The organism is Streptomyces rectiverticillatus (assembly GCF_013394065.1).
GTDB lineage: Bacteria > Actinomycetota > Actinomycetes > Streptomycetales > Streptomycetaceae > Streptomyces > Streptomyces rectiverticillatus.
The window spans coordinates 782,845-794,977 of sequence record NZ_CP040752.1 but is presented as its reverse complement, the minus strand read 5'-3'; the positions used below and the strand labels follow the sequence as shown (position 1 = coordinate 794,977).

General features: G+C 74.1%; 13 protein-coding genes. 8 read left to right on the top strand and 5 right to left on the bottom strand.

Features of this window, described 5'->3' with window-relative positions:
- The 7 genes from FGW37_RS03095 (at position 1) to FGW37_RS03065 (ending at position 4,923) form a co-directional block, all read left to right on the top strand.
- A complete protein-coding gene (locus tag FGW37_RS03095) occupies positions 1–1,242 on the top strand; it encodes an ATP-grasp domain-containing protein (RefSeq protein ID WP_179079636.1) in 1,242 nt (413 codons plus the stop codon).
- A gap of 159 nt (positions 1,243–1,401) precedes the next feature.
- Complete coding sequence (locus FGW37_RS03090; protein ID WP_179079635.1) at positions 1,402–2,487, top strand: polyprenyl synthetase family protein; 1,086 nt, start codon at positions 1,402–1,404, stop codon at positions 2,485–2,487.
- Between the two features lie 260 nt (positions 2,488–2,747).
- Complete coding sequence (locus FGW37_RS03085; RefSeq protein ID WP_179079634.1) at positions 2,748–3,332, top strand: RNA polymerase sigma factor; 585 nt, start codon at positions 2,748–2,750, stop codon at positions 3,330–3,332.
- Entirely contained in the window at positions 3,329–4,048 is a 720-nt protein-coding gene (locus tag FGW37_RS03080) for a hypothetical protein (RefSeq protein WP_179079633.1), read from the top strand. The genes FGW37_RS03085 and FGW37_RS03080 overlap by 4 nt, the downstream gene beginning before the upstream one ends.
- 76 nt (positions 4,049–4,124) lie before the next feature.
- Positions 4,125–4,304, top strand: a complete 180-nt coding sequence (locus FGW37_RS03075; protein ID WP_179079632.1) for a hypothetical protein — start codon at positions 4,125–4,127, stop codon at positions 4,302–4,304.
- 56 nt (positions 4,305–4,360) lie between these two features.
- Positions 4,361–4,549, top strand: a complete 189-nt coding sequence (locus tag FGW37_RS03070; protein ID WP_179079631.1) for a hypothetical protein — start codon at positions 4,361–4,363, stop codon at positions 4,547–4,549.
- Between the two features lie 71 nt (positions 4,550–4,620).
- Complete coding sequence (locus FGW37_RS03065; protein ID WP_179079630.1) at positions 4,621–4,923, top strand: hypothetical protein; 303 nt, start codon at positions 4,621–4,623, stop codon at positions 4,921–4,923.
- A 90-nt stretch (positions 4,924–5,013) separates the two neighbouring features.
- Here FGW37_RS03065 and FGW37_RS03060 read toward each other — a convergent pair whose 3' ends face one another.
- From FGW37_RS03060 to FGW37_RS03050, 3 genes are all read right to left on the bottom strand, one after another.
- Positions 5,014–5,949 (bottom strand): SCO0930 family lipoprotein, encoded by a 936-nt coding sequence (locus FGW37_RS03060; RefSeq protein ID WP_179079629.1) that lies wholly within the window; start codon positions 5,947–5,949, stop codon positions 5,014–5,016.
- Between the two features lie 114 nt (positions 5,950–6,063).
- Positions 6,064–7,566, bottom strand: coding sequence for an NADH-ubiquinone oxidoreductase-F iron-sulfur binding region domain-containing protein (locus FGW37_RS03055; RefSeq protein ID WP_246430240.1), 1,503 nt, complete (start codon positions 7,564–7,566; stop codon positions 6,064–6,066).
- Positions 7,563–8,264, bottom strand: a complete 702-nt coding sequence (locus tag FGW37_RS03050; RefSeq protein WP_246430239.1) for a hypothetical protein — start codon at positions 8,262–8,264, stop codon at positions 7,563–7,565. Before FGW37_RS03050 ends, FGW37_RS03055 begins: the two co-directional genes overlap by 4 nt.
- A 346-nt stretch (positions 8,265–8,610) precedes the next feature.
- Between FGW37_RS03050 and FGW37_RS03045 the strand changes: the two genes are divergently transcribed.
- Positions 8,611–9,741, top strand: coding sequence for a PucR family transcriptional regulator (locus tag FGW37_RS03045; RefSeq protein ID WP_179079628.1), 1,131 nt, complete (start codon positions 8,611–8,613; stop codon positions 9,739–9,741).
- Between the two features lie 163 nt (positions 9,742–9,904).
- On the opposite strand, the gene FGW37_RS03040 is transcribed toward FGW37_RS03045, so the two are convergent.
- Together FGW37_RS03040 and FGW37_RS03035 are read right to left on the bottom strand one after the other, a co-directional pair.
- Positions 9,905–11,326 (bottom strand): DUF1996 domain-containing protein, encoded by a 1,422-nt coding sequence (locus FGW37_RS03040; protein ID WP_179079627.1) that lies wholly within the window; start codon positions 11,324–11,326, stop codon positions 9,905–9,907.
- 6 nt (positions 11,327–11,332) lie between these two features.
- Positions 11,333–12,037: a DUF4142 domain-containing protein gene (locus FGW37_RS03035; protein ID WP_179079626.1), complete on the bottom strand. Its 705-nt coding sequence runs from the start codon at positions 12,035–12,037 to the stop codon at positions 11,333–11,335.
- Positions 12,038–12,133: the final 96 nt, after the last annotated feature.

Here is a 12,133-nt window from a genome sequence, read left to right as displayed (position 1 = left end):
GTGCACAAAGTCCTCCTCTTCTCCCGCCGCTCGCTCGGCAAGCGCCCCCTGCAGGAGTGGCTCGGCGCCACGGCGGGCAACGTCGTCCTGGTGACGCCCCGCCCCGCCGTCGAAGGCTCCGAAGACGTCGTCGAGCAGCACTTCCTCGGCCACGAACCGGTCGACTCCTACGACTCCTGGGCAGCCGACCGGGCGGCGGAGGCGGCCGCCCGCTCCTTCGGGGTCGGCCTCGTCGCCAGCACCAGCGAGGACGACGTCATCCGGGCCGCCCGGCTGCGCGAGCGGCTGGGCCTGCCCGGCCAGCACACCGCCTCCGCGCTCGCCTACCGGGACAAGGCCGTCATGAAGCGGCACGCCCGGGACGCCGGCCTCGCGGTCCCCGCCTTCGCGCCCGTCGACGACCCGATGGACCTGCTGGACTTCATCGACGCCCACGGCTACCCGGTCGTCGTCAAGCCGCGCTTCGGCGCGGGCGCCGAGGGCGTCGCCATGCTGCACTCCGAGGAGGACCTGGACGCGTTCCTCGACCCCGGCGCCCGGCGGGCGGGCCCCGAGACGCCGTTCCTGCCCGGCCGGTGGATGGCGGAGGCCTTCGTCCGTGCCCCCTTCTTCCACGTCGACGGCATCATGCGCGACGGCGCCGTCGTGCACTGCTGGCCGTCCCGGTACAGCGGCGGCATCGCGGAGCACCTGAAGGACGCCACCGGCTTCAGCAGCACGCTGCTCGCACCGGACGACGAACGCACCCCCCTCCTCACGGAGTTCGCGGCCGCCGTCATCGCCGCCCTGCCCGGCTCGGAGCAGACCACCGCCTTCCACCTGGAGGCGTGGATCGGCGACGACGGCCGGCCCGTGCTCTGCGAGATCGCCTGCCGCGCCGGGGGAGTGCTCATCGCCGACGCCTACGAGCGCGCCTTCGGCGTCCACCTGGCCAAGGAGGGCCTGCGCGCCCAGTGCGGCCTGCCGCTCACCCTCACCGAGCAGCCCGCGGCCCCCGCCCCGGCGGTCGCCTGGGCCATCTTCCCGCCCGGCAAGGGCGTCTTCGCCCCTCCGGCCGGCCCCTGCCCCGTGCCGGGCGCCGAGCTGACCCTCCACCTCGCCCCGGGGACGAGGAGCGAGGGACTGCAGTACGCGGGAGAGGCCGCCGCGGCCGTCATGGTCACCGCGGACACCGCGGACGAGGCCGGTAGACGGCTGAACGACGCCACGCAGTGGTGGACGCTGAACGCACGCTGGACGTAGCGGTGGTCCGCCGCGGCCCCCGGAGCCGCGGCGCGGACCGGCGCCCGGCGGCGCCGGTCCGCGCTCCGGAGCCCTCCGTGCACTCCTGAACGCCCTGATGAACGGGGTCCTACCAGTTGTACCTTTGCGCTGGGACGCGACAGCGGAGGGGACCGCCTCATGTCGACCCTGGATATCGCGACCGCGTCGCTCGACCTGCCCGCGGTCCGCAGTCAGGTCGACGTCGTCCTGTCCGCATTCCTGGAACGCAAGGCCCGCGCCGCCGCCGCGGACGGCCACCCGGCCGTGGTCACCGAATTCCTCGGCGACTTCCTCTTCTCGGGCGGCAAACGGCTGCGTCCCCTGCTGTGCGTCATCGGCTGGCACGCCGCCGGCGGCCACGGCACCCCCGCCCCGACGCTGCGGGTGGCGGCCTCGCTGGAGATGTTCCACGCCTTCGCCCTCGTCCACGACGACCTCATGGACGACTCCGCCACCCGCCGCGGACGGCCCACCGTGCACCGCGCCTTCGCCGACCGCCACCGGGCCGGCCGCAGCGAGGCCGCCGCCGACCGGCTCGGCAGCAACGCCGCCCTCCTGATCGGCGACGTCGCCCTCGTCTGGTCCGACGAACTCCTGCACACCGCCGGACTGCGCGCCGGCCGCCTCGCCGACGTCCTGCGGGTCGTCGACACGATGCGCACCGAAGTGATGTACGGCCAGTGCCTCGACCTGCTGGCCACCGGCCGCCCCACCGCGAGCACCGCGCACGCGCTGGCCATCGTCCGCTGCAAGACCTCCAAGTACACGGTCGAACGCCCGCTCCACATCGGCGCCGCCATGGCCGGTGCGGGCCCGGCCTTCCGCGCGCGGCTGAGCGAGTACGCCCTGCCGCTCGGCGACGCCTTCCAGCTCCGCGACGACCTCCTCGGCGTCTACGGCGACCCGGCCGTCACCGGCAAGCCCCGGCTGGACGACCTGCGCGACGGCAAGCACACCACGCTCGTCGCCCTGGCCCTGGAACGCGCCGACCGGGCCCAGCGGCGGGCCCTGCACGCCCTGCTGGGCAACCCGGACCTGGACGAGAGGGGCGCCGACCGGATCCGTGCCGTCTTCGCCGAGACCGGCGCCCACGCCACGGTCGAACGGCTCATCCGGTCCCGCTGCGAGCAGGCCGAGGAAGCCCTCGACCACGAGTCCTTCCCGCCCGCCGCGCTCGGCGCCCTGCGCCAGCTGGCCCGGGGCGCCGCCGCCCGCACCGCATGACGGTCCGAACACCGTTCGCACGGGCGAAGTTACGTTACGTCAAGGTTTTTATGCGACGGACTGGACGCACGGGGCCTCCGGGACGGCATCAGAAGTGAGAGCGCGTGATGCTCTCCCGGGTTCTCGGGGGGCAACAGGCCTGGACCGCTTCGGAAAAGAGACTAGGGAAACGTGATGTTCGACGGCACGAGGCCGCCCGGACGCCGCAGGGGGGCGACCCTCGCACGGCGCACAGAACAGCACCACGTGCGGGGACCGGCGTGAGCGCCCGGCACGCCGTGCTGGGCACGGCCGCCAAGGATCAGCACTCGGTGGTGTACGAGTCCTTCGTCCTGCGCAAACGGGGCGCCTATGTGAACTGGTCCTACGTCAAGCTGTATTCGATGGAGGACGCCCGTGAGGCGGCGAACGAGGCCTTCTTCAAGCTGTACCTGCACTGGGACGACGCGCTGGCCAGCGCCAGCACCGACGCCTTCGCCTTCAAGATCCTCCGTGATGTCGTGGCCGACATACTACGAAAACGCGACCGCCGTCCTTGTGTTCCGGTCGGCCTCGCCTTCGAGCCCACGGTCAAGCCCATCGCCGGCATCCCCAGCGAGGAGGTCGACCAGATCACCGCGCGCATGGAGGTGCACCGGGCCGTGGCCCGGCTCTCCGAGCGGCAGAACCGCTGTATCTCCCTGCACTACTTCCTCGGCTACACCCCCGAGGAGATCGCCGACATCACGGGCCTTGCCGCCTCCACCGTCCGCTCCCACCTGGCCGCCGGCCGCAGTGCCCTGGCCGCGATCCTCGACGCGTCCGCCGACGAGCCGCCCGCTCACGAGAAAGGCCACCACGGATGATCGACGACATCCTGCGCGGGACGCAGATCCGCACCCCCGCTTACAGCAGCGAGCAGCGCGCCGAGGACGACCGCCTGCTGCGGGCCCGGATCGAGCAGGTGGAGCGGCGCCGCGCCCTCGCCGCCCGCAGCCCGGCCCACGACTGGCTGGTTCCCACCTCCCCGGAACTGGCCGACCTGCTCCTGCAGTCCGTCGACGACGAGGCCCTCGCCTCGCTGTGGAAGCTCAAGCGACGCCTGCGCCGCGATCTGAAGGAGCTGTGCAGCCAGGTCGCCCAGGCGCCCGGTGCGGCCGATCGGCTGGTGGAGTTCGCGGAGGCCGAGCGCCCGACCGACCCCGTGGGCGCCCGCGGCCTGGGCTGCCTGCTCTACCTCAACGGCTGTGAGGCGGGGGCGCGGTTCTGGTGGCGGTACGCCGCCGGCGCCGACGACTCCACCAGCGCCTACTGCCTCTTCCTGGAGGGGCTGCTGCGCGACCGGCCCGGTGAGGCCGTCCACTGCTACCGCGAGCTGAACGCCGGCGGATTCCTGTGCGAGGAGGACTGGGAGAGGCCCGACGCCGGGGCTCCCGCCACCGCCTCGTGGCCGACGGCCGTCAGCGAACACATCCGCGAGGTCAACACCGGCTCGGGGCACGGACAGGTGCCCATCCCCGAGGGTTACCTGGACGACGCCTCCCCGGCCGAACGCGACGAACTCCTCTGCCACCGCTGCTGAACGCCGCCGCCCGTGCCCTGCGGACCCGTGCGGGCCGCAGGGCACCGCCATGCCGACCCCGGACCGAAGGATCACCATGCCCCGACCACGCATCCCCCGCCCGCGCCGGCCCCGGCGACGCCGGTTCCCTACGCCGCGGCAGCACGGCGGCGTACGCCGCTTCGCCCGCGCCCACCGGATCCAGATCGCCGGCGCCCTCCTGAGCGGCACCCTGCCCGCCGCGGCCGAGTTCCTCGGCCCGTGGCTGTGGCACTGATACGCAGGGGTGACGCCCGGCCCTGTGGAGCCGGGTGTCACCTCGCTATCCTCGGGGTGACCGAGGGGGTGGCGGCGGTGCCGGGACAGCAGGAACACAGGTGCGGAGCCTGCAACGGCGACGGCATCACCACCAAGATCGAGCACAGCGTCGAGACCGACGAGAGCGGCCGTCAGCAACCGGTCACGCACACCCGCCATTCGTCCTGCACCTTCTGCGGCGGCACCGGCAGCACCTCGGGATAGCGCTCAGCCGGACAGTCGCCGCACCGTCGCACAGCCGCACCGTCGCACAACCGCACACGGAAGAGGTCCTCGTGCCATCCGAGCCCATGCGTCCCGTCTTCACCTGCGTGATCTGCGGGTGCGTCTACATGCCGCCCAAGGCCATGGCGTATCCGCACCTGGGCACGACCGCCTCCCCCTTCCACTGCGGCGCGGCCGGCTGCCGCCGGGCCGCCGCGGCGATCCCCCCGGTGCACCGGGACCTCTACGCGAAACTGGCCTGGGCGCAGGCCGCACAGTGGACGGCGAAGGAGCCGGAGCCCGGCCCCGAGCCGGCGCGGCGCCGCGGCCGGGCCGCCACCCGGCCGGGCGGCAGCCGCTCGAAACTGCGCTGAGCGCCTCCGCCCGGCGGGCGCGGGCGCCCGGTCAGCAGCGCCCGGCGCCACCCCGCCGACAGGCCGGCCCGGGGCCGGCCTGCCCCCGTGTCAGGCCGCAGGGGCCGAAGTGACCTTCTTGCCCTGGTCGTTCACGGCGAACCACAGGCCCTGCTTGCCCTGCCCCGCCGTGTCGCCGGGTTTCTTGTCGCCCGTGAACCAGTAGACCGGCCAGCAGTCGACCGCCAGCTGCTCGGTGCCGTCCGGGCGGGTGACGGTGGTGATCAGCTTCTCCGGCACGCCGCGCACCGCGCTCTTCTCGACGGGCTCGGCGGGCTTCCACGTCTCCAGGCACGTGCCGGTGCACGCGAACTTCATCGGCCAGGCGCTGTCCTTGGCGAACCGGTACAGGGTCCGGCCCTGGCCGTCCACGAGAATCTTGCCGAGAGCGGGGTTGTCGGCGACGGACACGCCCGCGGCGGCGGGCTTCGCGCCCGCCTTCTTGCCGTCCGGGGCGAACGCGCTCCACGTGCCGCCCACGCCCTGGCCCTTGGTGTCGCCGGGCGCCGTGTCCTTGGCGTAGCGGTAGACGGGCCAGCCCGCGAGCGTGAGCTGCTTGGTGCCGTCGGCGCGCTTGACCTCCCCGACCGTCGCCCCGATCCCGGACGCGGCGGTCGCGTCGCCGGCGGGCACGGGAGGCCAGGCCTTCGCGCAGTCGCCGTCGCACGTGGAGGCGGGCGGCTGCGCCGTGTCCTTGTCGAAGCGGTAGAGGGTCATGCCCGCGCTGTCGGCGACGACGGAGCCGATCCCCGGGGCCTCACGCACCGTCATCTCCTTGGCCGGGGCGTTCTTCGCCTGCGTTTGCGAGGAGTCGCCGGAGCCGTAGCCGCCGCCGGCCCCGTACCCCTCGCCGATCTTGGAGGAGCTCCCGGCGGGGGCCTTGCCGTAGTCGTCCTTCGTGGACGAGTCACCGCCGCCGCAGGCCGCCGTGAGCATCATGACCGTGATCGCCGCTCCTGCGAGAGAGGCGTGACGCAGCTTGTTCATGAACCGTCCTTTGCTCGTGTTCCGGCGGTGAACCGCCGTTGCTGGGGGGATACGGAGCCGGTCCTTCGTCCGCTCAACGGGACCGGAGGTTTGTCACGCGGTGATAGAAAGCGCTCACCCGGCGGCCGCGATGCGCAGGGCGAGGGCCGGGCAGCGCCGTACCGCCCGCAGGGCCCGGCCGCGCATCCGTGCCGGGAGGGGCATCACGGCCCGCTCGGGGTAGCCGTCCGTGCCGAGCCGCAGCAGCCCGGGCAGCAGGTCCGCGCACAACCCGTGCCCCCGGCACAGCGTCCAGTCCACGAGCAGCTGCTCGGCGGGCGGCCGGGCGGAGCCGTCGGCACGGGCCGGTGACACGGACGTGTGCACGGCAGGCCCCTCGGGCAGCGGCAGGGCGCCCAGCGTCGGGCGGGCGCAGCCGTGGCCGAGGGCGTGGGCGGCGAACTCGTCGGTGAACACGGTGAGCGCGGACGCCACGAACCGGGCGGTGCCGTCGGGGTGGGCGCAGGCGCCGCGCCGCTCCACCGCGGCCATCCGTGCGCGGGCCGCGTCCAGGGCGCGCTGCCCACCGCCGTCCGCCGCGTCGGCCAGGGCGTCCGTGAGGGAGGGCAGGCCGAGGGCGCAGGGCCCGCACTGGCCGGCCGACTGGGCCGCCAGCCACCGGGCCGTGCGGACCACTTCGCCCACGGGGCACGTCGTCTCCGGCAGCGGCAGTACGGCTCCGGCGCCGAGGACACCGCCGGCCGCGGCGAGCGAGTCGCGCGAGACGGTGGCCGAGCGTGCGGCCTGCGCCGGCAGCCAGCCGCCGTGGTAGCCGCCGACCAGGACGCCCTGGCCCGGCGCGGTCCGGCACAGGTCGAGGATGTACGTCAGGGGCACGCCGGTCGGGGTCTCGACGACGTGGGTGCCGGCGACGGTCAGCATCACGGTGCCGGGCTCGGTGGGCAGCCCGCACGCGCCGTAGCCCGCGGCCCCGAGCCGTGCCGCGGCGGCGAGCTGGGCGAAGGTCTCGGTGTTGGAGAGCAGAGTGGGGGAGCCGCCGAGCCCGCTCTCGCTGGTGCGGATCCTGCGGCCGGACGGCAGCGCGGGGCCGCCGTCGATGCCGCGGACGAGCGCGGAGCTCTCGCCGGTGACGAAGCGTTCGGGCAGCAGGGTCACGTCCGCCCGCGGCTCGGAGGCGTCGCGCTCGGCGATGGCGCGGTTCACCGACCGCTCGACGTCGGGGCGGGTCACGCCGACGGCCACGCGCCGGGCGCCGAGCGCCTTCGCCGCGAGCACGGCGCCGTCGAGGACCAGGTGCGGGGCGTAGAGCAGCAGGGCGGTGTCCTTGAGGCAGCCCGGTTCGCCCTCGCTGCCGTTGACGACGACGGCGGCGGAAGAGCCCTTGCGGTGCAGGGACGCGGCGACCGCGCGCAGCTTGCGGGCGAAGAGGAAGCCCGCGCCGCCCCGGCCGCGCAGGCCGATCTCCTCGGCGAGCCCGGCGAGTTCGCCGGTGTCCAGGCCGGGGACGGGGCCGTGCACGGCCAAGTGGGCGTCCCGGTCCATCCACGCCGTCTCGTCCAGGCCCGCCAGGAGCCTCGGCGGCCCGACGGTGGCCAGTACGGGCACGGTCCGGTTCACGGCGTGCCTCCCCGGCCCCCGCGGCCCGCGCGTTCCTCGTGCAGCCGCGAGCGCAGGCGCAGGGCCAGGGCGCCCGCCACTCCCGCCAGGCACAGCGCGTACGCCGCGGTGGCCCAGCCGGCCGCGGGACGGCCCGCGTGCAGCCCGTGCACCAGGGCCGCGCCCCAGGCCGGGTAGGCCGCCATGTGCAGGGCCCGCCACTGGCGCGAGCTGCCGACGCTGCTGAACGCGCTGCGGAACGCCCCGGTGACCGCGACGGCGACGAACAGGTAACCCGCCATCGTGCCCAGGCCGATGAGCAGTGGCTGTGTGTTGTCGGTGAACGGAACGGCCGCGGCCGCGGTACTGGTACGGTCCTCGGCAACCTTCACCCAGATGTGCAGGGCGAGAAAGCCGAGCCCGGCCACGGCCAGCCCGCGGTGCACGCCCTGGGCGAGGAGTCGGTGGGCCGAGCCCAGCAGCCGCCGGTCGGTTGCGGCCAGCCCCCACAGCACGGTGGAGGTGAGCGAGACGAGCGCGAGGACCCCCGCGCCGAAGTCGAGGAACTCCTGCGTCCGTTCGGCCACTTTGGCCCGGGCGGCGACGGCGAGGAGGAGCAGGATCGCCGCCGGAAGGGCGGGGCGGGCCGAGGGCCGCAGCTGCGGCCGGGCCCGCGCCCTCGTGGCCCGGGGTCGAGGAAGAGTTTGCATTCGCGACATGTGCATACGGGTCTCCGCCGGGCGGTCTCCGGTGCTTCCGGCGACCGCCCGTGTTCCTGAGAAATCCGGAAATCCCTCGCTTCGGCGATATCCGCCGGGAGGGCCCTTGTTGAATTCACACGGTGTGACCGGTCGGCCACGGGAAGCCCGGCGGCCGAATGTGCAGAAGCATCGTCCATCTCCGCAGGATCTTCATAAGGTTTATCGCGCTGTGACAAATTCCCGTACGGCTGTCCCCCTGACGGCCGCCGACTGCTGATGATGCCCACTCAGGCGAGAGGGGCCCGGCCCGCATTCTCCGGTTTCCCGGCCCTCGCGCCCGGAACGGAAGTCCGGAGGTAAGACGATGTGCGAAATCCTGAACCGCATCTGGTCGCGGCCGCGCGGTGAGTGGACCCGGGCCGTGAGAAGGGAACTCCCCGCGGTCGCCGCCCGGCTGGCCGAGGAACTCCAGCGCAGCACACCGGCGTTCTCGGCGGTCGCACAGCGCATCGGCCCGGAAGCGACGCGGACCGCCGTCGAGCAGGCGCTGCTGCTGACGCTGGGGCTGGGGCCCGAGGCCGCCGCGGGGCGCATACCGCAGCCGAGGCGAAAACCCGCCCGCGTCGTCACCGCCATGCCCGGCACCCGGGCGCGCCAGGCCCTCTTCGCCGCACTCGCCGACGACCGCTGCATCCCCTCCGACGTGCTGGCCGAGCTCGCGGGCCAGGCCGGCTGGCCGCTGCCCCGCCGGGTGCGGGCCGTCGTCCTCGCCGCCCCCGGCGACGTGCCGTCGCCCGCGCCCCACCTCGTACCGCAGCCGTCCCCGCAGCTGACGTCCCAGCTGGCCGCGGCGCTCGGCCAGGGGCTGCCGGGCACGGTCGAGGCCGACCTGTGCCTGCTGATCCCCGACCCGGGGCCGCGGGCCCGGCCCGCGCTGGACGCCGCCCTGGAGGCGGCGCTGGGCGGCCGGCCGGCCGCCGTGGGCCACTCCGTGCCGGTCGCCGAAGCCGCGGCGTCGCTGCGCTGGGCGCGGCGGCTGATGGGCCTCGCGGGAACGGTGAACGGCCCGGGCGGGCGCGTCACGTTCGTCGACGACCACCTCTCCGACCTGATCGTGCTGCAGGACGAATCCCTGGCCCGGGCCCTGTCCGTACGGTGGCTGCGGCCCCTGGACGACCTCACCCCGCGGCAGAGCGAGCGCCTGGAAGTGACGCTGCTGGCCTGGCTGGAGAGCGGCGGGGCACCGGAGGCGGCCCGCACGCTCAAGGTGCACCCGCAGACCGTGCGCTACCGCCTGCGCCAGATCGAGAAGCTCTTCGGGCCCGCGATGCGCGAGCCGCACAGCCGCTTCGAACTGGAGCTCGCGCTGCGCAGCCGGCGGCTGCTGGCCCGGGCCCGGCTGCTGCGCTCGCGGGCCCACGGCACCGCACGGGCGGTGGGCGCGGCCGTGCAGCCGCTGGGTTCCGCAGGGCGGGCCCGGGTCAACGGCCTGTGAGCCCTGCGCGCTCCGCCGGGCCCGGACATGGCGCGGCGGCCCCGAATCCGGCAGTTCGGGGCCGCCGCCTTCCCGGCTCCGGGTGGCAGTGGGGGGAGGCGCACCCGGCGCCGGGGGTCGGTGGGAGGAGCAGGAGGGACAGGAGGGTTGGGGCGAGGGCTCCTCAGCAGGTGCGGCCGGTGTTGATGCAGTTCGCCGCCCTGGCCATCAGGGAGTCAGGCATCACGTTGATGAAGTCGCCGTGGTCGGTGACGGGCTTGTGCAGCTGCTCGGGGAAGCTGTCCACGGCGAACGGGACGCCCGCCGGAACGTCGTAGGTGATCCGCTGCACCAGCTGCGGGATGGCGCGGAAGCCGCGCGGGCACGAGCCGTCCGCACGGGCGAACGCCACGTGGGTGCGGTGGTTGGCGCTGTCCGTGCCGCGCCCGTCCCAGCAGTTCTGGAAGGCGAAGGTGCGTACGACGTCCGCGCCGTTCGGGCAGACCGGGTATTTGTCCTTCAGCTGCCGGTTCTCGAAGCCCGCACAACTCCACGAGGCATTCGCGTTGGCCGTGCCGTTGGTGAGCGCTTTGGCGTCGCCGGTGATGATGCGCAGGAATCGCGGCATCGCGGTCACCTTCGTCACCGGGCTGCCCCGGAACTGCAGGGTCACGGACGCGGGCCGCAGGATGGTTCCCATGTTCCCGTCGTGCCCGCCACCCGGTGCCCGGGCGTCCGGAGCGGCTTTTCCGTCCAGGACGCGCAGCACCGGCCAGTAGTGCGTCGACTTGTCCCCGTTGGTGCAGGTGGTCCCCGCCGCGGCGAGGCTCGCATCGGTGGAAAAGGCGTCGGTGGATTTATTGCCCACGTAATCGTGCATATGGTGGGCGCCGTTGCGCACCCCCGGTGTCACGATGACATTGTCGGGGTTGAAGTGGCCGTTCTCATTGCGACCGCACACGGTGGTGAACGTGCCGGTCGACCCTCCGCGGGCGGCGGCGGGCGTGCCTTTCGCGGCCGGGGCGTTCCTGATGTCGGCGAAGTCGGCGCGGGACGGGCCGCCCGGCATGCCCCCGCTGCCGAGCCGGGAGCTCAGGGAACGGGAGGAGTCGTCGGCCGCGGCCGTGCTGACCTTGCTGGTCCGGCAGCCGCTGAGGCCGGTGAGCTCGCCCGGCGAGGTGCCGGCCGTGTCCGCCGCGCCCGCCGCGCGGAGGGAGCCGGCGATCCGGCCGATGGTCTCCGTGCGCTTGCGCTGCAGATCACCGAGGACGGCCTCGGGCTCCGACTCCGTCATCCGCCCGTAGGCCTGGGCCACCTGGGCGTCGAGCTGGGACAGCCCCTTGGAGACCTCGGCGCGGGCCGGCGCGGGCACGTCCTGCAGCCGGTCGCCGACGTCGGGGCAGGAGAGGGTCGTCGCCGCGGCGGCGGCCTGCGTCCGCGCATCCCGGGAGGAGCTGCCGCCGTCACGGCCCGCGGCGTCCCGGGAGGCGCCGGCCGAGGCGTAGTCGGCCACGATCGCCGTACCGCCTCCGCCGAGCAGCAGCGCCGCGGCCGCCACCACCGCCCGGGTCCGCAACTTCGAGCGTTTATGGGCCTGTCGCATCATGTGGGGTCACTTCTTTTCGTTGTCGCCTGTGTGGGGGAAGTCGACGAGTCCGGTGTTCTCGAGGACGGTGATGTGGTCGAGGACGACGGTGTTGGCGCGGGTCGCCAGGGCCCGCACGGTCGCGTTGCCGGTGCGGTCGCGCACGAGGGCCACCAGGCCGAAGACCTTGCCGTGGGCGGCGCGCACGAGATTGGCGAACACCCGGTCGAACGTGGCGCCGCGGGAGTCCTGCAACTGGTCCAGCCACCCCTGCTGATCGGCGCCCGGGCGCTCCGGCAGGCTCACGCCCAGCGAGCGGGCCGTGTCGATGGAACGCTGATCGAGCTCGGTGTGGCCGTCGACCAGATGGTCCCCGGCCATCCGCACCGCATCCGTCGTCCCGCGCTCCTGGGCGAGCTTCCCCGCGGGCTTCTCCCAGAGCCCGGCCATCCGCACCCGCCGGACGAAGTCCCGGTCCAGCGCCGTCAGCGGCCCGGACGGTGTCTGCCGGGTCCCTTCCCCGTCGTCGGTCCACGCGGTGCGGGCGCCGGCCGCCGCCGGCCCGGCGCTGCCGAAGAGGTACACCGGCACCAGCAGCGCCAGCAGGGTCGCGGCCAGCGAGAAGACGACGAGCCCGGTGCCGAGGGTCCGCCACGACACGGGCCGGCGCGCCTGCAGGGAGCCGACGGACCGCAAGGAACGTACGGACCGCAAGGAACGCACGGGTCGCATGGATCGCATGGCACCTTCTTCACTCGCTCGTCTGCCCGGAACGCCCACGGACGCTAACCCCGCGGAGAACACGGCGGACAAGCCTTCGCTCCCTCT